The organism is Pseudomonas sp. Irchel s3a12 (assembly GCF_900187485.1).
GTDB classification, from domain to species: domain Bacteria; phylum Pseudomonadota; class Gammaproteobacteria; order Pseudomonadales; family Pseudomonadaceae; genus Aquipseudomonas; species Aquipseudomonas neuropathica.
In genome coordinates, this window is the sequence record NZ_FYDN01000008.1 from 291710 (window position 1) to 313310 (window position 21601).

23 protein-coding genes and 2 pseudogenes are annotated in these 21601 nt (G+C 59.4%); 12 read left to right on the forward strand and 13 right to left on the reverse strand.

Annotation, left to right across the window (positions count from 1 at the left end; genetic code table 11):
* Positions 1–67: 67 nt before the first annotated feature.
* Positions 68–1681, forward strand: coding sequence for an NAD(P)/FAD-dependent oxidoreductase (locus tag CKW14_RS16010; RefSeq protein WP_095125621.1), 1614 nt, complete (start codon positions 68–70; stop codon positions 1679–1681).
* Positions 1682–1796: 115 nt separating this feature from the next.
* Here the strand turns inward: CKW14_RS16010 and CKW14_RS16015 are convergent, their stop codons facing one another.
* Complete coding sequence (locus CKW14_RS16015) at positions 1797–2891, reverse strand: PLP-dependent cysteine synthase family protein (protein ID WP_095125622.1); 1095 nt, start codon at positions 2889–2891, stop codon at positions 1797–1799.
* A gap of 250 nt (positions 2892–3141) precedes the next feature.
* Between CKW14_RS16015 and nhaA the strand changes: the two genes are divergently transcribed.
* From nhaA to CKW14_RS16035, 3 genes are all read left to right on the forward strand, one after another.
* Positions 3142–4332, forward strand: a complete 1191-nt coding sequence (gene nhaA / locus CKW14_RS16020; RefSeq protein WP_095125623.1) for a Na+/H+ antiporter NhaA — start codon at positions 3142–3144, stop codon at positions 4330–4332.
* 236 nt (positions 4333–4568) lie between these two features.
* The gene (locus CKW14_RS16030; RefSeq protein WP_095125625.1) at positions 4569–5774 is read left to right on the forward strand and encodes an S-type pyocin domain-containing protein; all 1206 of its coding nucleotides are present in this window, start codon (positions 4569–4571) and stop codon (positions 5772–5774) included.
* A 10-nt stretch (positions 5775–5784) separates the two neighbouring features.
* Positions 5785–6036: a pyocin S6 family toxin immunity protein gene (locus tag CKW14_RS16035; protein ID WP_095125626.1), complete on the forward strand. Its 252-nt coding sequence runs from the start codon at positions 5785–5787 to the stop codon at positions 6034–6036.
* Between the two features lie 67 nt (positions 6037–6103).
* Here CKW14_RS16035 and CKW14_RS30465 read toward each other — a convergent pair.
* A pseudogene (locus tag CKW14_RS30465) lies at positions 6104–6223 on the reverse strand (hypothetical protein); the annotation flags it as partial.
* Here CKW14_RS30465 and CKW14_RS30470 point away from each other — a divergent pair.
* Both CKW14_RS30470 and CKW14_RS16050 read left to right on the forward strand, forming a co-directional pair.
* Positions 6194–6760, forward strand: a complete 567-nt coding sequence (locus CKW14_RS30470) for a colicin E3-like toxin immunity protein (RefSeq protein ID WP_371857750.1) — start codon at positions 6194–6196, stop codon at positions 6758–6760. The pseudogene CKW14_RS30465 and the gene CKW14_RS30470 sit on opposite strands and share 30 nt — an antisense overlap.
* 9 nt (positions 6761–6769) lie before the next feature.
* A complete protein-coding gene (locus CKW14_RS16050) occupies positions 6770–7003 on the forward strand; it encodes a hypothetical protein (RefSeq protein ID WP_095125627.1) in 234 nt (77 codons plus the stop codon).
* Between the two features lie 65 nt (positions 7004–7068).
* Here the strand turns inward: CKW14_RS16050 and CKW14_RS16055 are convergent, their stop codons facing one another.
* Positions 7069–7533 (reverse strand): glycine zipper 2TM domain-containing protein, encoded by a 465-nt coding sequence (locus CKW14_RS16055; RefSeq protein ID WP_007918566.1) that lies wholly within the window; start codon positions 7531–7533, stop codon positions 7069–7071.
* A 179-nt stretch (positions 7534–7712) separates the two neighbouring features.
* On the opposite strand from CKW14_RS16055, the gene CKW14_RS16060 reads away from it, so the two are divergent.
* Positions 7713–7949: a hypothetical protein gene (locus tag CKW14_RS16060; protein ID WP_095049130.1), complete on the forward strand. Its 237-nt coding sequence runs from the start codon at positions 7713–7715 to the stop codon at positions 7947–7949.
* Between the two features lie 5 nt (positions 7950–7954).
* Here CKW14_RS16060 and pdxH read toward each other — a convergent pair whose 3' ends face one another.
* The 5 genes from pdxH to dinG all read right to left on the reverse strand — a co-directional run bounded on the left by pdxH (position 7955) and on the right by dinG (position 15894).
* Positions 7955–8602 carry a pyridoxamine 5'-phosphate oxidase gene (gene pdxH, locus CKW14_RS16065; RefSeq protein ID WP_016986574.1) on the reverse strand — a complete coding sequence of 216 codons (648 nt, stop codon included), beginning with the start codon at positions 8600–8602 and terminating at the stop codon, positions 7955–7957.
* 24 nt (positions 8603–8626) lie between these two features.
* Positions 8627–9733 carry an OmpA family protein gene (locus tag CKW14_RS16070; protein WP_095125628.1) on the reverse strand — a complete coding sequence of 369 codons (1107 nt, stop codon included), beginning with the start codon at positions 9731–9733 and terminating at the stop codon, positions 8627–8629.
* Positions 9734–9846: 113 nt separating this feature from the next.
* Entirely contained in the window at positions 9847–10992 is a 1146-nt protein-coding gene (locus CKW14_RS16075; RefSeq protein ID WP_095125629.1) for a serine hydrolase domain-containing protein, read from the reverse strand.
* A 190-nt stretch (positions 10993–11182) separates the two neighbouring features.
* Positions 11183–13654 (reverse strand): beta-galactosidase, encoded by a 2472-nt coding sequence (locus CKW14_RS16080; protein WP_095125630.1) that lies wholly within the window; start codon positions 13652–13654, stop codon positions 11183–11185.
* Positions 13655–13749: 95 nt separating this feature from the next.
* Positions 13750–15894, reverse strand: coding sequence for an ATP-dependent DNA helicase DinG (dinG, locus tag CKW14_RS16085; RefSeq protein ID WP_038358136.1), 2145 nt, complete (start codon positions 15892–15894; stop codon positions 13750–13752).
* A 99-nt stretch (positions 15895–15993) separates the two neighbouring features.
* Here dinG and CKW14_RS16090 point away from each other — a divergent pair, with 99 nt between their 5' ends.
* A complete protein-coding gene (locus tag CKW14_RS16090; protein WP_095125631.1) occupies positions 15994–16452 on the forward strand; it encodes a CopD family protein in 459 nt (152 codons plus the stop codon).
* A 107-nt stretch (positions 16453–16559) separates the two neighbouring features.
* Here CKW14_RS16090 and CKW14_RS16095 read toward each other — a convergent pair whose 3' ends face one another.
* The 4 genes from CKW14_RS16095 to CKW14_RS16110 form a co-directional block, all read right to left on the reverse strand.
* On the reverse strand, positions 16560–17318 hold the full coding sequence (locus CKW14_RS16095) for a hypothetical protein (RefSeq protein ID WP_095119206.1): 759 nt from the start codon (positions 17316–17318) through the stop codon (positions 16560–16562).
* Positions 17311–17592: a DUF1145 domain-containing protein gene (locus CKW14_RS16100; RefSeq protein WP_095049124.1), complete on the reverse strand. Its 282-nt coding sequence runs from the start codon at positions 17590–17592 to the stop codon at positions 17311–17313. Before CKW14_RS16100 ends, CKW14_RS16095 begins: the two co-directional genes overlap by 8 nt.
* Positions 17593–17755: 163 nt before the next feature.
* Complete coding sequence (locus CKW14_RS16105) at positions 17756–18478, reverse strand: OmpA family protein (protein ID WP_095125632.1); 723 nt, start codon at positions 18476–18478, stop codon at positions 17756–17758.
* 91 nt (positions 18479–18569) lie between these two features.
* A complete protein-coding gene (locus CKW14_RS16110; RefSeq protein WP_007918596.1) occupies positions 18570–19265 on the reverse strand; it encodes an OmpA family protein in 696 nt (231 codons plus the stop codon).
* Positions 19266–19464: 199 nt separating this feature from the next.
* On the opposite strand from CKW14_RS16110, the gene CKW14_RS16115 reads away from it, so the two are divergent.
* The 4 genes from CKW14_RS16115 (at position 19465) to CKW14_RS16130 (ending at position 21253) form a co-directional block, all read left to right on the forward strand.
* Positions 19465–19962, forward strand: coding sequence for a DUF6231 family protein (locus tag CKW14_RS16115; protein ID WP_095049122.1), 498 nt, complete (start codon positions 19465–19467; stop codon positions 19960–19962).
* Between the two features lie 4 nt (positions 19963–19966).
* Positions 19967–20443: a YchJ family protein gene (locus CKW14_RS16120; RefSeq protein ID WP_095049121.1), complete on the forward strand. Its 477-nt coding sequence runs from the start codon at positions 19967–19969 to the stop codon at positions 20441–20443.
* Positions 20444–20558: 115 nt separating this feature from the next.
* Entirely contained in the window at positions 20559–21053 is a 495-nt protein-coding gene (locus tag CKW14_RS16125; RefSeq protein ID WP_095049120.1) for an LEA type 2 family protein, read from the forward strand.
* The gene (locus CKW14_RS16130) at positions 21050–21253 is read left to right on the forward strand and encodes an SEC-C metal-binding domain-containing protein (protein WP_034154967.1); all 204 of its coding nucleotides are present in this window, start codon (positions 21050–21052) and stop codon (positions 21251–21253) included. Before CKW14_RS16125 ends, CKW14_RS16130 begins: the two co-directional genes overlap by 4 nt.
* A 252-nt stretch (positions 21254–21505) precedes the next feature.
* Here the strand turns inward: CKW14_RS16130 and CKW14_RS16135 are convergent.
* Positions 21506–21601, reverse strand: a pseudogene (locus tag CKW14_RS16135) (IS110 family transposase); the annotation flags it as partial.

A 21601-nucleotide genomic window follows, 5' to 3' on the forward strand; every position in this document is an offset into this window, starting at 1 on the left:
CGGCTTATAATCGCGGCCTTCAAACGCCCTGGCGCAGTTGTGCGCCCCGCGAACCCGGATCCTCGCCATGTTACGAATCACTGAACTCAAGCTGCCAATCGACCATCCCGAAGAAGACCTGCGCGTTGCCATCGTGCAACGTCTGGGCATCGCCAGCGATGATTTGCTCGATTTCACCTTGTTCAAGCGCAGCTACGATGCGCGCAAAAAGTCCTCCGAACTGTGCTTCATCTACACCATCGACCTCGAAGTGCGCGACGAGGCCAACGTGTTGGGCAAGTTCGCCGACGACCGTAACGTCAACGTGGCGCCGGATGTCAGCTACAAATTCGTCGGCCAGGCGCCAAGCGATCTGGGTCAGCGCCCGATCGTCGTCGGTTTCGGTCCGTGCGGGATCTTCGCCGGCCTGCTGCTGGCACAGATGGGCTTCAAGCCGATCATTCTCGAACGCGGCACCGAAGTCCGTCAGCGTACCAAGGACACTTGGGGCCTGTGGCGTAAAAGCGTGCTCAACCCCGAGTCCAACGTGCAGTTCGGCGAAGGCGGCGCGGGCACATTCTCCGACGGCAAGCTGTACAGCCAGATCAAGGACCCGAAATTCCTTGGCCGCAAAGTCCTGCACGAATTCGTCAAAGCCGGCGCGCCGGAAGAAATCCTCTACGTCAGCAAACCGCACATCGGTACATTCCGTCTGACCGGCATGGTTGAAAACATGCGCGAACAGATCCGCGAATTGGGCGGCGAAGTGCGTTTCCAGGAGCGCGTCAGCGACGTCCTGATCGAAGACGGCCAACTGGTCGGCGTGCAACTGGCCAGCGGCGAAACCCTGCATTCGAAACACGTGGTTCTGGCCCTCGGCCACAGCGCCCGCGACACCTTCCGCATGCTCCACAGCCGTGGTGTGTTCATGGAAGCCAAGCCGTTCTCGGTGGGTTTCCGTATCGAACACCCGCAATCGCTGATCGACCGTGCGCGCCTGGGCAAATACGCTGGCCACCCGAAACTCGGGGCTGCCGACTACAAACTGGTGCACCACGCCAAGAACGGCCGCTCGGTCTACAGCTTCTGCATGTGCCCGGGCGGCACCGTGGTCGCGGCGACTTCCGAGCCGAATCGCGTGGTCACCAACGGCATGAGCCAGTACTCGCGTAACGAGCGCAATGCCAACTCAGGCATCGTTGTCGGGATTACGCCGGAAGTCGATTACCCGGGCGGCCCGCTGGCCGGGATCGAGTTGCAGGAACGCCTGGAATCCCACGCCTTTATCCTCGGCGGCAGCGATTACAAGGCGCCGGCGCAACTGGTTGGCGACTTCATCAACGACATCCCATCGACCGAACTGGGCGAAGTCGAGCCGTCGTACAAACCGGGGGTGGCGCTGGGTGATCTGGCCTTGGCCTTGCCGGATTTTGCGATTGAAGCGATTCGCGAAGCCTTGCCAGCGTTCGAGAAGCAGATTCGCGGTTATTCGTTACACGATGCAGTGTTGACTGGCATCGAGACGCGCACTTCATCGCCGCTGCGCATTACCCGTAATGAATTGCTGCAGAGCATGAACGTGAAGGGCTTGTTCCCGGCCGGTGAAGGCGCGGGTTATGCGGGCGGCATTCTGTCGGCGGGTGTTGACGGGATTCGCATTGCCGAAGCCGTGGCACGGGACATCCTCGGCCTGACTGACTGACACAAAACCCTGTAGGAGTGAGCCTGCTCGCGATAGCGGTACTCCATTCAACATTGATGTTGAATGGAGTACCGCTATCGCGAGCAGGCTCACTCCTACAGTTGATTTCGCTGCATCAGATATTGGCGCGCTGTACTGAAGTCGGCAGCGCCTCACCCCGCTCGGCACTCGCCGCCACTGCGTCGATCAATCCAGCCAGTTCATACCCCTGCGCCTTCAGCCAATCCTGATCGTAATAGGTGTCGGCATACCGCTCGCCGCCATCGCACAGAATCGCCACGATCGACCCCGACTCCCCCGCCGCTTTCATCTGCTGCGCCGCCATCAACGCACCGATCAGATTGGTCCCGCTCGACCCGCCAACATGCCGTCCCAGGCGCTGCGCCAGATAATGCATGGCGGCCAGCGACAAGGCATCCGGCACTTTGACCATTGCATCGATCACCTTCGGCAGGAACGACGCCTCAACGCGCGGCCGGCCAATGCCTTCAATGCGCGAACCGCAGTCCAGGCGCAAACTCGCATCGCCCGTTTGGTAGTAATCGAAGAACACCGAACGCTCGGCATCGGCGCACAACACGCGGGTGCAATGCTGGCGATAGCGCACGTAACGACCCAGGGTCGCGGTGGTGCCGCCGGTGCCGGGGCTGGAAATCAGCCAGCTCGGTTCCGGGTGTTTCTCGTAGCGCATCTGCTGGAAGATCGATTCGGCAATGTTGTTGTTCGCGCGCCAGTCAGTGGCACGTTCGGCGTAGGTGAACTGGTCGATGAAGTGGCCGCCATGCTCGCGGGCCAGGCGCTCGGATTCGGCGTAGATCTGCGTCGGATCTTTCACCAGATGGCTCTGGCCACCGTAGAAAGCGATCTGCGCGATTTTTTCCTTGGAGGTAGTCGCCGGCATCACCGCAATGAACGGCAAACCGAGCATCCGCGCAAAGTACGCCTCGGAAATGGCCGTCGAACCGCTGGACGCCTCGATCACCGGTGCGCCGGGTTTCAGCCAGCCATTACACAATGCATAGAGGAACAGCGAGCGCGCCAACCGATGCTTGAGGCTGCCGGTCGGATGGCTGGACTCATCCTTGAAGTACAACTCGATGCCCGTAAAACCCGGTAGCGGCAAAGGGATCAGGTGGGTGTCGGCGCTGCGCTGGAAATCCGCTTCGATGATGCGGATGGCTTCGCGGGCCCACTGTCGGTTGTCGCTCATGGTGATGGTTCTCGTTGATTCGGCAGGAAATGAAGCTGTTCGAAAGGCTCATTCATCAGCTTAGGAAAAATCCTATAGCGCGCACAGATACAGCTGAGTCTCAATATGTCAGGCAACTGCTAGGCTCAGCGTGGCTTGAGCCAGACACCCTGTAACGACATATAACAAAAAAGAATATAACTTTTGTTTTAACAACTAACAGTACGGGTTAGGGTGTCCCACCTTTTGACTTTATCGATGGAGAGCGACCTTGCCTCTGCGTAGCACTTTCACGCGTTTCTTTCAGTTGGAAGCTGCCAGCGGTCTGTTATTGATCGCCGCGGCCATCCTGGCTCTGATTATCAACAACTCGCCACTGTCGTGGCTGTATACCAGCCTGCTCGACACTCCGGTGGTGGCGCAGATCGGTGCGTTGAAAATCGCTAAACCCCTGCTGCTCTGGATCAACGACGGTCTGATGGCGATGTTCTTCCTGCTCATCGGCCTGGAAGTGAAGCGCGAAGTCCTCGACGGTCAGCTGTCGAAACCGTCGCAGATCGTCCTGCCCGGTGCGGCAGCGATCGGCGGCATGCTGGTGCCGGCGCTGATCTACTGGTTCCTCAACCGCGACAATCCGGCAGCCCTCGACGGCTGGGCGATCCCGACCGCGACCGACATCGCCTTCGCCCTCGGCGTGCTGGCTCTGCTCGGCAAGCGCGTACCGGTGTCGCTGAAGTTGTTCCTGATGACCCTGGCGATCATCGATGACCTCGGCGCCATCGTGATCATCGCCATCTTCTACTCCGGCGAACTGTCGACTCTTTCGCTGGGTCTGGCGGCAGCGTGCATCGCGGCGCTGGTGGCGATGAATCGCTTGGGCGTGGTCAAGCTCGGGCCTTACATGATCATCGGTTTGATTCTGTGGGTCTGTGTACTCAAGAGCGGTGTCCACGCGACGCTGGCCGGCGTGACTCTGGCCTTCTGCATCCCGCTGCGCACGAAAAATGCCGAGCCGTCGCCGTTGCTGACCCTCGAACATGCGCTGCACCCGTGGGTGGCTTACGGCATCCTGCCGCTGTTCGCCTTCGCCAACGCCGGGTTGTCGCTGAGCGGCGTCACCGTCGAAAGCTTCACCCATCACGTGCCGATGGGCATTGCGGTGGGCCTGCTGCTGGGCAAGACCGTCGGTGTTTTCGGCCTGACATGGCTGGCCGTGAAGATCGGCATCGCCACCCTGCCCCAAGGCGCCAACTGGGGCCAGGTGTTGGGTGTGGCCATTCTGTGCGGCATCGGCTTCACCATGAGCCTGTTTGTCGGTTCGCTGGCCTTTGAGCCGGGTGTAAGCGACTACGCCGGGATGGACCGGATGGGCATTTTGACGGGGTCGATTCTGGCAGCGTTGATTGGTTATGCGGTGACGGCGGCGGCGAGTCGCCGGAATACAGCATTGTCTGCATCATAGAACAATTGTGGCGAGGGAGCTTGCTCCCGCTGGACTGCGCAGCGGGCCCGTCTTTTGGGGGCGCTGCGCACCCCAGCGGGAGCAAGCTCCCTCGCCACAAATTTCCTGCGTCCTGTTACACAGCGAACAATCCCCACGTCTTTAGCGACGCGTCCTACAGCCACAATATTCCTGCTTCGTTAACGTTGCGCAGCCCTTTGCGAAGGGCTGTCGACGGATGAACGAAAGGACGATCAGTGGCTGGCAACAAGGACATTCCCCGGGTTCCCAACCCACCTCAAGGCGACGGGCACCACGTCACTTACCGCTACATGACGGCCACGGAACTGGCCGAACGCGACGCCAGACAAAACGCTTACGACGCCATGCTGGCGCGGCAGGAGGCTTTCGAGCGCAGCCGTGAGGTGGCGGTCAAAAAGACTGAGCCCGTTCGTGCCGGCTGCGTATTCGCCAAGTCCTGCAAATTGCCGGATGCGATTATCGATTACTCCAATTCTTCGGGAATGGTGCCGACTGACAGCCTGAAGGATTACGGCGAGCTGATTCTGTTGGGTGCGCGAGAGGCTGATGAGAGTGGCTTGCTGAGCCTGCAAACCATCAGCGGCAACGCTGTCGCACTTGGCGTTGGCCAAGTTGCTCTGCGCACGCCCACCATCGCAGTTCCAGTCCAGGGTGCTGCTGCGGTCATCGGTGCAACGGGGGCAGCTTTGCTCACCGGGCTTGTTGCAATTTTTTGGACGCCCACACTCGGCGACAGCGCTCTCTATACCGAAGAACAACTGCGTAGCCTCAAACAGGCCCGAACTCGCGTGCGCCTGCGGGTGGAGCAGCAGGCCGACGGCAGTCTGATGGGCTACGGCTTTTACACCGGCAAGAATCGCGATTGGGAAATGGTTGATGTCGTGCAGTTCAGCGCGCGAGGCAGTCAGTTTATTGCGGATCTTGGTGAGGGCGTCGAACTGATCTGGACGCCTGCTGTGGACGGCTCCGACATCCTCGGTATTCCGGCGCTGGAGGCTGCACCGCAAGCGCCGCATATCTGGGTGTATCCGCCGACGAAAGCGGCGGACGGGATTCTGGTGAATCCGGTTTATCCTCCAGAGTATCGGGATTTTATTTTGGTTTTTCCGGCGCATTCTGGGATTCGGCCGGTTTACATCGTTTTAAGCCGGGCTCGCGACCATGTTTACTACGGCCACCCAAAGACACTACCGGCCTTCCCTGACGCAGTTAGAGTAAAGTCGAAATCATCGGTCAAAGGTGGCGGAAAGCAGCGAGCACGGTGGGTAGATCGCAAAGGTCGAATCTATGAATGGGATTACAAAAGTAACGCTGTGGAAAAATACGACAAATTGGGAACAACTCATTTGGGCGAATTCAATCACCTGACGGGTGAACAAACCGGGCCTGCAGTACCGGACAGAAAAACCTCCAGAAATTAAGGATTGATACATGCGCTACCTTTCGATAACCGGTTTTTATCCTGATGACGCTCAAGATAACTCTTTGCAGTTCGAGTTGGATATCACCGGAAGCGAGTTAAATGAAAAAGTCGCTCAGCTCATCGAGTCCAAGCCCCTCAGCGAACTGGAACCTGGGGAGTTGTTACTGAGCGCACATCAAGTAGCAGCGCTGGAAACCCTTCTAAACGTTAACTTTCCGAAGGGTTTAGAATTTTTTATGGGCACATGTACTGATTACTGATTTGAAGTAAAAAAGACAACCCTGACCAGTAACTTGATCGGGGTTATTTTTTATCGCTCGTTCCCGCTTAGTGCGAAATTCGGCTGGTTCCGCCAACGGCGGGAAAGCGCACGTGCTCGCCAACGCGGAACACTTTATTTTCCTGAACCTGCTGCACATAGGCAAGCATGCTGCCGTCGTCTTCACGGAACATACCTATCACCCAGCTTCTGAAACGGTAGATATCCCAGCCTTTCCTGATTTGAGAAGAGCAAAAAAGAAACCTCCATACAACGGAGGGGCATCGGGATCGCTGGAAGGATGCAAAGGCAGGAGAACTTACGAGTGGGACTCGATGCACGGAGAGTTGGAGGTTTGCCGAGCAAGTGACGGAACTCACCTAGGCGCGTTAGACCCTTTTACAGGAGAGCGAAGCGAGGACCCGAAAGATGAAAGAAGCATCAGAAAAAAAATACTTGTGAGGTTGATGATGGGATTAAAACTGAGGCTGGAGTGGTACGACAAGCAAAACCATCTATGCGAGGGCGAAGAGTATTCTAAGGATTTAGGCGATGATGAAACCGTTTTGAATGCTTTGGGTATACCTGTGGAAAACAACATAAACAATGGCGGTTTCAATGTTCTCGAAGAGTGGATTCGAGTCATTCAGCCGTACTTTCAACATAGCATCGTCTTCAAAATTTACGATTATCAGATCTCTTTTGACTACAGCGATGTCTGGTGACGGTCTCTTATGATTTATAGGATTGAAGCATTCGATAGGAAAACAGAGTTTCTCGTTTTTGAAGAGGAATTACCTCCAGGATTTGACGAGAATCTGGCAGCCATCATGAGCTGGTCTTCCAAGCAGCAGGGCTGGGAGGGTTACGACCTCTCAAATGATCAGCTTGCCTCATTGGAGAAGCTGATCGGGAAGAATGTCTTCGATCCGAAGTACACCTTCCAACTGACGTGTAATGGACGTTGAAACACGATAAAGAAAAACCCCGACCAGTCACCTGATCGGGGTTTTCTTTTACCGCTCGTTCCCGCTTAGTGCGAAACGCGGCTGGTCCCGCCAACGGTGGAGATGCGCACGCGTTCGCCAACGCGGAACACTTCATTCTCCTGAACCTGCTGCACATAGGCACGCATGCTGCCGTCGTCTTCACGCACGGTGATTTCCACACCTTGCGTACGAGTCAGGCCTTCTTCCGTGGCCGAACCGATCAGACCACCCGCCACCGCACCGATAACCGCGGCAACGATGCTGCCCTTGCCGCCGCCGATGGCGCTGCCGCCGACGCCGCCGACCGCTGCACCAGCGAGGCCGCCGATCGGGGTTTTGGTGCCTTCGATTTTCACCGGACGCAGGGATTCGATGGTGCCCATGCGAATCGTCTGCACGCGACGCGCTTCGTCACGGGAGTAGGAGTCACCGGTCAGGCTCGATTGGCAGCCGGTAAGCAACATCGCCATCGTGGAAAAGGAAGCAACCAGCAGAACAGACTTACGCATAGCATCAACTCCAAAGAAACATATAGTCATTAAACTCCGTGGCTTGACGCCTGTCACGACACCGCCCGGATAAATTGGCTTTCATTCAGGCGCGGTACAGACACCTGCACGCTCCCCCTGATGTAGGCCTACAGTAGCGCCAAATTACCGATTCTGCGCCACCGACACCAAGGATTTTCATGGATTACTTCATCATCGTCGTCACCACTGCCGCCGGTTTGTACTTCCATTGGTGGTTGTACGTGCGGATCAAACGCTGGATGGATCGCGACCTGGCGCTGTCACTGGCGGGCAAGGATGAAGGCAAACGCGCCTTCATGCTCAAACAGTTAGCGAATGCTCAGATGCAGAAGATCAAGCGCCGGGATCTGCCGAAGTGGCTGGAGGCCGCTGCGGCAGGCTATCCCGCTCGGTAGACTGCTCAGGGTGCCAGACGTTCAAGAATCCAGTCGGCGCCCTGCACACGGTAGTTGAGGCGATCGTGCAGACGGCTCGGACGGCCCTGCCAGAATTCGATGCGCTCAGGCAACAAACGGTAACCACCCCAATGTTCCGGGCAGTCGGGTTGAGTATCGGAGAAACGCTGCTCGGTGGCCTTGAGCAAATCTTCCAGTTCACCGCGCCCGTTGATCACCCGGCTCTGCGGTGATGCCCAGGCACCGAGACGGCTGCCCAGCGGACGCACCTGATAATACGCATCCGACTCCGCAGGCGTGACCTTCACCACCCGCCCTTCGATGCGCACCTGGCGTTCGAGGGTTGGCCAGAAGAAAGTCATGGCGGCAAACGGGTTGGCCGCCAGATGCTGGCCCTTGGCGCTGTCGTAGTTGGTGAAGAAGGTGAAGCCCTGCTCGTCCAGGCCCTTGAGCAGCAGAATGCGGCAATGCGGTCGCCCATCCTGGTCGACCGTGGCCAGGGTCATGGCGTTGGCTTCCACCGGCGCCTGTTCGGTTTTCACCGCGTCGGCAAACCACTGGTGAAACAACGCAAATGGCTCGGCCGGGGCTTGCGCCTCGGTCAGACCATCCCGGGTGTAATCACGACGCATATCTGCCAGAGCCTGGGTCATGGCGCATTCCTTTTCGTTAGCGGATCACTTCTTGGTGGTATCGGTCGCGGCGACTTTCTTGTCGGTCGCGGCGGCTTTGGCTGGAGCAGTCTTTTTCGCTGGGGCCTTGGCCGGTGCCTTTTTAGCCGGCGCCTTGGCAGCCGCTTTTTTCGCTGGAGCCTTCTTGGTCGCCGGAACAGCAGCTTTTTTCGCAGCAGGCGCTGGAGTTACCGGTTTGGCGGCTGGCTTGACGTCTTGCGCGGCGACCATGGTCACTGGCTTCGGCGCTGGCATGTTGTACTTGCTCAGCAGCGCAACCATGGTGTTCTGCGGGGTCACCAGCAGTTCGACACGACGGTTCAGGGCACGACCTTCAACGCTGTCGTTGGCCGCACGCGGCGCTTCCGAACCCATGCCGCGCAGCATCAGGCGATCACGCTGCAAGCCGCTGAGACGGAAGATCGCCGCAATGGACTGGGCACGTTCCTGGCTGAGTTTGATGTTGGCAGGCGCGGCACCACTGGAATCGCTGTGGCCAAGGACCAGCACGGCAGTTTTCGGGTCGGCTTCGAGGATTTTCGCCACTCGGGTGAACGGACCGAGGGTGACCGGCAGCAGCATGGCGGGACGATCCGGATTGAACGAGCCTTCGACCGGTGCAGTCACGACCAGCACGTTTTCACGGCGTTCGAGTTGCAGATTGCTGTCCTTGACCGCTTCACGCAGGCGCGGTTCGTAGTCGTCGAGCCAGGCCTGGGTCACTTTCGGATCCGGCATCGGCACGGCTTTGGTGGTGGGTTGATCCTTACCGCCAAACGGCCACCACCATTTGCCACCCGCGTCGGCTTCAGCTTTGGCGACGGTCGCCGGTTTTTTCGCTTCCGGGGCGACTTCAGCCTTCATGTCAGCTTTGACCGCTTCATCATCAGAACCGAACGGCCAGTACCACGGGCTGCTGCTTTGAGTCTTGGCCACGGGTGCGGAGGCCGCAGGTTTCAGCGGGGCGGGGGCCGGAGCTGGCTCCTTGGCCGCGACCTTGTCGGAAGAACCGAACGGCCACCAACTACCGCCGTCCGCATCGTTTTTCGGGGTCTGTGCACAACCGGTGATCGCTACACACAGGGCCAGGGCGAGGGTCTTTTTAGATGACATTGAAAATCCACAAAATGAAGTAATGAAAAATCAGAGCACTTTCGCCCGGATAAACAGCCGTTTTGAAACGAAAAACCGCTTGAGGTTCCGACCCTGGGACCTCGGATGAAACTTTACAGACAAGTGGCAAGCACCCGCGCGAGCTTCTGCGCGCGGGGATCCATCAAGACGTACGGCCCAAGGGTATTTGTCACAAAACCAAACGCGACATCATGCTCGGGGTCAGCAAAACCGATGGAACCGCCCGCGCCCGGATGGCCGAACGCACGTGGGCCGAGGCCGTAAGTGGCGTTGGGCACATCCGGTTGATCAAGCATGCAGCCCAGACCGAAACGGGTCTGGGTCAACAAAGTCTTGTCTTCGCCGAGGCTGTGTTCGCGGGTCAGCTCTTCGAGCATGTCGCTTTCGAGCAGGCTGCCGTCGAGCAAACCAGCGTAGAAACCGGCCAGACTGCGCGCATTCCCGTGGCCATTGGCCGCCGGTTGCTGCATGCGTCGCCACTCCGGTTTGTTGGTGCTGGTCAGCACCGACGGCGGATTGGTAAAAGCGCGAGTGGTCATGGCGGCCGGTTCGCGCATGGTCACTTGCAGCAGGCGTTGCGCGGCGGCATCACCAGTATTGCCCTTGCCGCGAGCGATATGCGCCACACGGTGGAACTCTTCGTCAGCCAGACCGACGTGGAAATCCAGTCCCAACGGCTTGGCGACACGGGCGACGATGGATTCGCCAGGCCCGCGACCGTCAGCGCGGCGCAGCAATTCGCCGATCAGCCAGCCGTACGTGATCGCGGCATAGCCGTGACCAGTGCCCGGCGTCCACCACGGTGTTTCAGCCGCGAGGGCGTCGACCATGGTTTGCCAATCGTAGAGGGCTTCCGGCGCCAGCAGCTCACGCAGCGCCGGCAGACCGGCCTGATGGCAAAGCAATTGGCGCAGGGTGATGGATTCTTTGCCGGCAGCGGCGAATTCCGGCCAGTAGCGGGCGACCGGAACATCCAGTTGCAGCTTGCCTTCACCGACCAGTTGCAGGGCGGTGACGGCGGTGAAGGTTTTGGTGCAGGAGAACAGGTTGGCGATGGTGTCGCTGTGCCAGGCCTCGGCGCCATCCTTGTCGGAGGTACCGGACCAGAAGTCGAGGACGGTTTCTCCACCGACCTTGATGCACAGGGCTGCGCCGCGTTCCTGGGGATCGTCGAACAGTGCAGCAAAGGCTTCGCGCACCGCTTCGAATTGAAGCTCGTAATGTCCCTGAATCTGCACCCGCAACTCCCCCGCGAAAACGCTCTACAAAGTGGCCCGCATTGTTCCAGCCCTAGAGGGATTTGGGAACAGCTGCGGGCCAGACGGTTAAAAGCCAAGTCAAAAGATCGCAGCCTGCGGCAGCTCCTACATGAGATCGCGTTCCTCTGCAGGAGCTGCCGCAAGCTGCGATCTTTTAGCGCATCACAGATTAATGACCATTCCCCGAGTGCCCACCCGCGTGCCCTGCTCCCGCACCTTTGCCTGCCTCACCTTTCCTGCCGCCTTCGGCTTCGTGCTTAAGGGCTTTCTCGGCCTCTTTGCCAAGCTGATCAATGGCCTGCAAATTGCTCTTGCGCACTGACTCGACGAAGCCCTGATACGGCAGATCCGTCACTCCCACCAGACCGAAGTGGCCATTCTCACCATCAAGCAGACGGCCGGTTACCGGTTGGTCCAGATACTGGAACCAATGCACGCCAACAATCGACGGTTCACTCAGCGCTTGTTTGAGGAAGTTGGCGTAGGCCGGGCCGCGATCTTCTTCCTTGGCCAGTTGCGTGACGCCGCCCCAGAACGGGCCACGATCCGCTGAGCCAAAGTTGAATTCGGTGATCATTACCGGTTTGTCCAAAGCGCCCAGTGCGGCAAAGTCATAACCGTCCTGCGGTTTCAGCGTGTACATGTTGAAACTCAACACGTCGCAATACTGCGCGCAGGAGGCTACAGCTTCAGGGGTGCTGATGGCGAAGCGACCGCCAAGCAGCAACTGGTTCGGCGCGTGCCATTTCAGCGAGTCGGAGATAGTTTTGAAGTAAGTGTCGGCGAAGACTTTCTGGAAATATTTGAAGTCAGCCTCGATTTCCGGATGTTCCGGGTTCGGCAGTGGTGGCACGAAACCCGGGTCTTCCATCAATTCCCACGCCGGCAGATCAATGCCCCACGCCTTCGACAGCCCCGCCTGATTGCGATACTTGTCGCGCAATTGCTTGAGGAACGCTCGCTTTGCTGGAACGTCGGTGGTCATTTTCAGGGTGCCATAGGCCAGCGCATAGCGGGATTTCGGATCATCGCCGGGACCTGCCCACGCCAGTTCGTTGTCGGCGTAGTAGCCGATCAGCCACGGATCGTCGCGGTGATCGCGGGCGGCGATGGCGACAGCGCGCTCGGTGGCCATGGCGAAACGCGGATCAAACGGATCCGGCATACCGCCCCACCAGTCGCTGCCGGTGCTGATGCTGGTGTAGTCACCGACGATCGACAGCGGCAAGGTGTAAGGCACACGCTCGGCATCACTTAGCGAATCGGCACTCCAGTTACCAACCGTGTTGAAGCCCCAGGCTTGTAGGCGATCGAGCGTGTGGCTGGCCCACTGTTGCTCATCAATGGTGGCCTTGCACGGCTCAGCAGCCTTTTCCGCCGTCGCTTGTACGGTTTCAGTTTTGGCTGCCTCAGCGACACCGGACTTCGGCTCCGCAGGCACCGAGACAGGTTCAGCCGAGCTCACTGCGGCCGTTTCAGCGGCGGCAGACTTGGCCGCTTCGGCGACTCCGGACTTGCTCTCACTGTCGGCTTTGCACGGTTCACCGTACACGCGCTGCAGGTTGGCGCCATAGAAGTCGTACCAGCGCCCGTTGCCGTATCCCCGGCCCTGATCAACACCGTTGCCGCCACGGTTGTCACCCTCGCCAAAATGCTTGGCCAACGGTTCTTCAGGTTTAGGCAGGGATTCAAACATGTACTCACGGCCAGCCACGTAGGTTTGGTTGACCTGGGGGCTGACGGTGTTCACGCCCAACGAGTAAAACGGATGACCTTCAGGCGTGACCAGATACCAGCGGCCATCACGCTTTTCAGTACGGAAGAAACCGCTGGCCTTGAACGCCGGGCCTTTGTTCCAGCCGCCAAATTTGTCCAGCGAAGACTTTTCACGCTCGGCCAGCCAAGTTTTCAGCTGTTGCTGTTCCTTGGCGGCGGCAGATTTCAGTTGTTCGTCGTTGCTGATTTTTTCCGGCCACTTGCTGCGCGTCGATTGCCCGTAGGCGTCGACCAGATTGCCGTAAACGGCCTGGGTGACCGATTCGCCGTCCTGCACACCGAAACGCTCCAGCAGCAAACTCTGCGCGACTTTCGGCTGATCCAAAGACAAGCTCACCGAAACCACTTGGCTGCGATCGATCTCCCCGCTGCTGCTGACCAGCAGGATCCGCTGACCATCGACCGTCATTGGCATGGGTGGCCCGGCTTTCATGCCAAGACTCAGCGGTGACGATGCCACCAGCGGCACCAACAGGGTTTGCGCAGGCCCGGCCGGCAGGTCGACGCGGCTGACCAGGGTGCGGCCGTCGTTGCTCTGGATCTGTACGTAGACCGTCACCGCCCAGTCCATTGCGCTCTGCAAACGCAAAGTCATCATGCCTGACTGCGACCAGTCCCAAGCGCCGGTCTGCGGCGTCAGACGCAAGGTCGGGCGGGCCACCGGGTTGAACGTCACCCGGCGCAGCACTTCGCCCTCAGGCGTTTGCTCGGCGTTGGCTTGCGGCAGATCAGCGTTTTCGGTGGCGATTTTCACCACGTCGGCAGGACGGACAAAGTTGAACAGGGTCTGCTGACCGGCGGGCGCTGCCAGCAACGGGGCAGCGAAGATCAAGGCAAATACGGCAGGCAACGAACGGCGGATCATAAGAACGGAGTTCTCCCTAACGACCAACAATGGCCAATGGAAAAGCGATGGCAGAGAGATAGACAACACGGCGGGCAAAACTGCCCACCGTTGTCTCAGGATATTTCACGACGGAAAGGTGGCAACGCATTGAGGATCGCCTTGCCATAGCGCTGGGTGACCAGACGCCGATCAAGCAAGGTGATGGTGCCGCGGTCTTCTTCGGTGCGCAGCAGTCGCCCGCAGGCCTGAACCAGCTTCAGCGAAGCATCGGGCACGGAGATTTCCATGAACGGATTGCCGCCACGGGCCTCGATCCATTCCGACAGCGCCGCTTCGACCGGATCGTCCGGGACCGAGAACGGGATCTTGGCGATTACCACGTGTTCACAGTACGCACCCGGCAAGTCCACCCCTTCGGCGAAACTGGCTAGACCGAACAGCACGCTGGAATCACCGCCGTCGACCCGCGCCTTGTGCTTGTTCAGGGTTTCCTGTTTCGACAGGTTGCCTTGAATGAACACTTGCTTGCGCCAGTCGCGGTCGAGACCGTCGAACACGTCCTGCATCTGTTTGCGCGAGGAGAACAACACCAGGGTGCCGCGCGAGCCTTCGACCAGATCGGGCAACTCACGGATGATCGCTGCCGTGTGTGCGGCGGCATCGCGTGGATCGGCTTTCAGGTCCGGCACCCGCAACACACCGGCGTCGGCGTGATGGAACGGGCTCGGCACCACAGCCGTGACGGCCTTTTTCGGCAGTCCGGCGCGCATGCGGAAGCGGTCGAAAGTGCCCAGCGCCGTGAGGGTCGCCGAGGTCACCAGACAGCCGTAAGCCACGTTCCACAAGCTGCGGCGCAAGGTTTCTGCCGCCAGGATCGGGCTGGCATTGACCTCGATATCGAACAGCGAACCGCTTTCGGCCAGAGTCAGCCAGCGCGCCATCGGCGGGCTGTCTTCCGGGTCTTCGGCGGTGAACGCAGTCCACAGCTCCCAGTTGCCGGAGGCACGCGACAACAGGCTGCCGAACAGCGGATACCATTCCTCAGCCTGATTGCTGGCGATGCCGATGTTGACCTCGCCGTCCATGCCTTCCTTGAGCAGGTCGGTCAGACGGGTGAACAGATCGTTGAGACGGGAAAAACCTTTTTTTAGCTCGATGCCCATTTCGCGCATGTGCTCGGGAATCACCCCGGCGACGAAGCGATGCCGTGGCCGCTCGCGACCCTCGACGTCTTCGCCGGGTTTGAAATCGGCGACCTGCTCACAGGCGCTGAACATGAACTGTTGCTGAGCCTTGATCTCACGCGCCAGTTCCGGCACTTGTTCGATCAATTTGCCAAGATCGCCTGGCAGCGGATGCTGGGCCAGCAGTTTGGTCAGGTTCTTCGCGGTGGTTTCCAGCCAGTCGGCGGTGGAACGCAGGCGCGTGTAATGGGCGAAGTGGCCGATGGCCTTGTCCGGCAGGTGATGGCCTTCGTCGAACACGTAAATGGTGTCGCGCGGATCCGGCAACACCGCGCCGCCGCCCAGTGCAAGGTCAGCCAGGACCATGTCGTGGTTGGTGACGATCACGTCGACCTTGCCCATACCTTCGCGGGCCTTGTAGAAGGCGCACTGGCCGAAGTTCGGGCAATGGCGGTTGGTACACTGGCTGTGATCGGTGGTCAGGCGCGCCCAATCGGCATCTTCCAGTGCATTCGGCCAGCTATCACGGTCGCCGTCCCACTTATTGCCGGCGAGCTTTTCGATCATGCTGGTGAACAGCTTTTGACTGGCCTCATCGACCTCGATCTTGAAGCCTTCTTCTTCGAACAGCTGGGCAGTGGCGGTTTGCGCGTGGCCTTCCTGCAAGAGCATGTCGAGCTTGGACAGGCACATGTAGCGGCCACGGCCCTTGGCCAGGGCGAAGCTGAAATTCAGCCCGCTGTTGCGCATCAGGTCGGGCAAATCCTTGTAGACGATCTGCTCCTGCAGAGCGACGGTCGCGGTGGCAATGACCAGGCGTTTGCCGGCCAGTTTGGCGGTGGGGATCGCGGCCAGGCTGTAGGCCACTGTCTTGCCGGTACCGGTACCGGCTTCCACCGCGACAATCGCGGGGTCGCCACTGCGCCGGCCTTCGTCGTCGGTGTCGATATCCCCGAGGACTTTGGCGATTTCAGCGATCATCAGGCGCTGGCCGTAACGCGGTTTGAGGCTCTTGGCCTCTAGAAAACGCGAATAGGCGCCCTGGATCGTGGTTTTGAGTTCAGTACTGATCATGGATTGTCGGGCGCAAAAAACGCTGGATAAATTTTCAGTGGTTTCGGATGGCGGCTATCATACCCCGCTAATTAATCCCGCGCAGAACGGAGTGCCCCAATGACACCTTTTAGCCTCGTTTACCCCCTTCATGTGCTGTCCGCCCTGGTGTGGGTCGGCGGCATGTTTTTCGCCTGGATGGTCCTGCGCCCTGCGGCTGTGAAGGCCCTAGACGGCCCTGCCCGCCTGACCTTGTGGGTGGAAGTGTTTCAAGGTTTTTTTCGGTGGGTCTGGGTCGCGGTGATTCTGTTGCCGATCAGCGGCGTGGGCATGCTGCATTTGCAGCAGGTCGGGTTTGAGACCGCGCCGAAGTATGTGCAGGTGATGATGGGCTTGTACGTGGTGATGACTGCGCTGTTTATCCGCATTCAGGGGTTGATGCTGCCGGAATTGCGCACGGCGGTTGATGCAAAGGACTGGCCGGCGGGTGCGGCGGTGCTGGGGCGAATTCGCCGGGTGGTGGGGCTTAATCTGATTGTGGGGTTAGTATTGGTGGCGATTGCGGCGGCGAGGCCGTGATCGTTCCCACGCTCTGCGTGGGAATGCCGCAAGGGACGCTCTGCGTCCAGTGACGCGGAGCGTCACGGGCTGTGTTCCCACGCGGAGCGTGGGAACAATCAGTGATCTTACAAGCGCTGCACAGTCACCGCCCCCGCCGCCCCCACTGGCCCAGGCTGGCCATCCGCCCCGGCCTTGCCGTTCTTGCCACCATCGGCGCGATACACCAAGCACCCCTTGGACTTGCCGCCCTTCCCTGCTTTGCCGCCAACACCCGCCGGGCCACCGTTGCCACCTGCCACATTGACCTTGATCAACTCCGCCGGAAACTCGCGAGGCACTTCCAGCCGCACCAACGCACCCGGTGCGCCCGGTTGGCCGTCACTGCCGTTACTGCCATCAAAACCATGCCCGGCCGCGCCATAAGTGCAGCCTGGGTCTTCGCCGTTACCGCCATCGAGGCCGACAAAGCCCGGTGCGCCGGTGCCGCCACGGGCATCGACCAATAGCTGCGGCGCGTTCAACGCCTTGAATTGCAGATTCAGATTGCGCCCCGCACGGGCGGCTTTTTCATAAGTCCCCGGCGCCCCGCGCGCAGTGATCTGACTGCCTTCGCTCAGTTCGGCGCGGGCAACTTTCAATTCCAGCGCCTGTTCAGCTGGAACGATTGCAATGCGCGCTTCATGACCGAGACGCAACTCGCCCACGGTCAATTCGGTCACGTTGGCGGGAATCAGCAAGGTGCCGTAATCGGCCACGTCCAGACGTTCGAGCTGCAAGGTGCTGGTGGTATTGGGCAAACGCATCAGGGAATTGGTTTCGACGCTGACCACTTGGGCACAGGCCAATGGGCTGATGAATGCAGCGAGCAAGCAGAGTTTACGCATGGGAAGAAGCCTCCGGAGCGGCCGGGGCCGGGATGGTTTGCAGGTGAAATACGCCGAACAGCAGGATGCGGCCACGGTCACGCCAAGGGTGCGGGCGACCTTTGAGGCTGCGATTGCACAGCAGCACTTCGAATAAATGAATCAGCAACAACAGACCGCCGGCCAGATTGACCAGCAGATGCAACGGATGTACGAACGGCACCAACTGATTGGCCAGTACCACGCAGCAGAACAGCAGGGTCAACAACCGCCCCAGCCCCCAGAACACTTTCATACGCTCCCCCGTGTTGCGAATTATTCTTTGGGCGCACAGTAACGGCTTCTGCGGGGGATAAGCCAGAGGGGAAAATGAAAAAACTTCGATCGTCTGCCAAATGGCTGCCGAAACGACGCTAATCGTCGCCCGGCAGCTCTAGCCTGCGCCCTACAGACGCTTCCTAACGGTTGATGTGCAACTCCACACGCCGGTTCTGCGCACGACCTTCATCGGTGGCGTTATCGGCAACCGGCTCGCTTTCACCGCGACCTTCACTGGTGAGTTTGTTCGGCGCCAAGCCCTGGCTCAGCAAATACGCGGCGACACTGCTCGCCCGCCGTTCCGACAAAGCCTGGTTATACGCATCCGAACCTTTGCTGTCGGTGTGACCTATGACCTTGATGCTCACCACATCGGCACTGCGCAGTTTGTCCATCAGCGTATCGAGCTGGGCTTTCGCCGCCGGGGTCAGGTCGGATTTGTCGAAATCGAACAGCACGTTGCCGGCATCGCTCAAGGTAATGACCTCAGTTTGCGGTGCAGGCTCCGGCACTTTTTCCGTGACCGGGTACTGTGGCAGCGGGCAACCACGGTGATCGACCGGGGTGTTTTCCGGAGTGTCCGGGCAACGGTCGCGGCGGTCAAATACACCGTCGCCGTCTTCATCGCCGTCCTGGGCATAACAGATCAGTCCGCCGGTAAGAATCCCCAGCGCCGCGCCGCCGCCGGCCCATCCGCCACTTTCAATGGCGCCGAGACCGCCACCGACCAGCCCGCCGATAAGGCTGCAGATCGGCCACGTACGTTGATTGAGGGGTGCAGTGCCATCGCTGTGGGTGGCGCAACCGGTGAGCAAACTGCCTAGCAGCAGCACCGGCAAGACGGACCTTGAGAAAACAGTCATTGTGAAAGCTCCTGTGTCACCGGCCCATACCGGTTACACAGGAGTAAAGACCCGCATCCGCGACTGCACAAGCCGCGGATGCGAGAGGGGCTTAACGCTGGATTTTGATTTCGGTACGACGGTTTTGCGCGCGACCGTCAGCGGTTTTGTTGTCGGCAACAGGCTGGCTTTCACCCAGACCGGACACCGAAACGAAGCTGGCGCGTGGCACACCTTGCTGGATCAGGTAATCCACCACCGAGTGCGCACGACGATCCGACAGTTTTTTGTTGTAGGCATCGCTGCCCACGCTGTCGGTATGCCCGGTCACGGTCAGTTGCGCCGTCGAGGATTCCTGTTTCAGGCGGGTGGCGACCTTGTCGAGCACTTGCTTGTCAGGGCCGGTCAGCGTGGCTTTGTCGAACTGGAAGTGCACATCACGGATAACAATGGTTTCTTCCTTGACCACTACAGCTTCTTCGACCACGGGTGCAGGCGCTGGTGGAGGGCAACCGTCAGCATCGACCTGTACGCCTTTAGGCGTGCCCGGGCACTTGTCGCGACTGTCCGGCACGCCATCGCCGTCTTCGTCGCCATCGCCGTGAACCCAGCAATAGGCCGCTGCCGTGCCACCGACCAGCAACGCACCGTAGCCGGCCCATGCCGAACTTTCGGTTGCGCCGAGACCGGCACCGACGACACCACCGACCGCCGCACAGGTCGGCCAGTCGGTTTTCTGCAAACCTGCGCAACCAGTCAACACACTGGTTAGCAGAATCAAAGGTAACGCTGTCCGAACTATGCTCATCTGGTTTTCTCCTGAGGGATCGGCTTAGAACCGATTCAGGGAGTAAAGACCGGAGTTTTAATCTCCGCCAGCAATAGGCCACCGCTGTTTGCGAGCCTGTTCACAGGACTTCGGCACATTTACCCGAAACGGGCGGAACAGGGCGCTTTGCCGCCACCGTCAGGCAGGCTAGTCTTGGCGGTCTGATTGAGGAGCTTCGATGAACGTCGCCATTTCTTCCCGTACGCCGCAACAGGCATTGGCCGTTTTGCTGGATCGCTACGCCCCGGCGCGGCTGTTGCTGATCGGCGCCAGCGAATTTCCAGCCCTGAGCGTCTTTAAAGAGGCACATCCAGACACCGTCGTGGCCCACGCCGCGCCGGGGGCGTTGCCTGCTGAACTGGCGGCACAGCGTTTCGATCTGGCGCTGGTGGTCGATTGCCTGGAACATTTGCCCAAACGCGATGGCCTCAACTTGTTGGGCGGGATTCGCAATCTCAACGCTAGCCGCATCGCCGTGCTGGCGGATCTGGCGGCCAGCGGCTGGCAGGAAACCGACTTCTATTCACTGGCGCTGCAAGCCAGTGAATGTTTTCAACGCGACGATCAAGTGCTGACCCTGTTCACCTATGATCTGCTTGAATACAAACAAGTCCCCGACTGGCTCAACTCACGGTTCTGGGCCAATCCGGAAAACTTCGGGAAATACTGGTGGTAATGCAATGAGTACAGCCATTTGCCCGTGCGGCAGCGGCAATCTGCTGGAGGCCTGCTGCGGCCATTATCACGACGGCCATCCGGCACCGTGCGCCGAAGCGCTGATGCGTTCGCGCTACAGCGCCTATGTGCTGGGGCTGATCGACTATCTGGTGGCGACCACCCTGCCCGCCCAGCAAGCGGGCCTCAATCGCCAATCGATCACCGACTGGAGTGCGCAGAGCACCTGGCTCGGCCTTGAAGTCGAGAGCTCGGAAGTCTTCGGCGGCCAGCCGGAACACGCTTTCGTCACCTTCACCGCGCGCTGGCATGACGGTCAGGGCGAGCATAGCCATCGCGAGCGTTCGTCGTTCGTGCAGAACGCCGGGCACTGGTACTTCATTGATCCGACGGTGCAGTTGAAGCTGGGGCGCAATGACAGTTGCCCGTGCGCCAGTGGGCAGAAGTTCAAGAAGTGCTGTGCGGGATATTTCGGCGCTTAAGATCAAAAGATCGCAGCCTGCGGCAGCGCCTACACAGGATTTTCGTTTCCCCTGTAGGCGCTGCCGAAGGCTGCGATCTTTTAGCGGCTAGACTGCCAGCAAAGGGAGTAAAACCATGCTCGGTCGCTGGCGCACACTACATTTTCTGTTTTTGATGCTGATCCTGAACCTCGGCGGTTGCGCATCGTGGTTCAACGATGACAGCGTCGACCCCGCCGTGCATCTGGTGAAAGTTGAAGTGGTGCGCGCCAAACTGCTCGAACAGAAATTCATCCTGCACTTTCGCGTCGATAACCCCAACGATAGCGACCTGACCGTGCGCGGCCTCGAATACCGCATTCATCTGGCCGACATCCTGCTGGCCGAGGGTGAGCATGAACACTGGTTTACGGTCGGACCAAAACGCAGTGCTTACTTCAAAGTGCCGATCCGCACGAACCTGTGGCCCCGGGTAAAAGATGTGGTGAAAATGCTGAAAAGCTCGAATCAACAGATTCCCTATCGCTTGCAGGGTGAGATGGAAACCGGTTTATTCATCGCTCACTACGTGCACCTTGAGCGCAATGGCGTGATAATCCCCGCCGATTTAATTCCGGAGCAACACCGATGACCCAGCAACCTCATGTCCATGGCCCTGACTGCAACCACGATCATGACCATCATCACGAACATGACCACGGCCACGTTCACGGCCCGAACTGCGGCCACGCCCACCAGGAACCGGTGCGCAACGCCCTGAAAGACGTCGGCCGCAACGACCCGTGCCCATGCGGCAACGGCAAGAAATTCAAGAAGTGCCACGGCGCGTGATGCCCGGGGCGAAGAGCCTCTTCGCCTGACCTGCCGCCTTCGCGAGCAAGCTCGCTCCCACAGTCATTCGAGTTCCTCCAGTTGGAATGCAATCCCTGTAGGAGCGAGCCTGCTCGCGATGAGGCCGGCACATGCAACATCGTTGGCGTCTGACAGACCGTTATCGCGAGCAGGCTCACTCCTACAGGTGAGCGGGTTTCTTCAGTTGCAATGCAATCCCCTGTGGGAGATTCTATGGTTGAGGGGAAGCCCTCAACTGACTTTTGTCTGGTATTCGCTTTGCCCTTTCAGCAAGGCGAATACCACCCGAGCAAGTTTGCGAGCCAGCATCACCAACGCCTGCGTGGT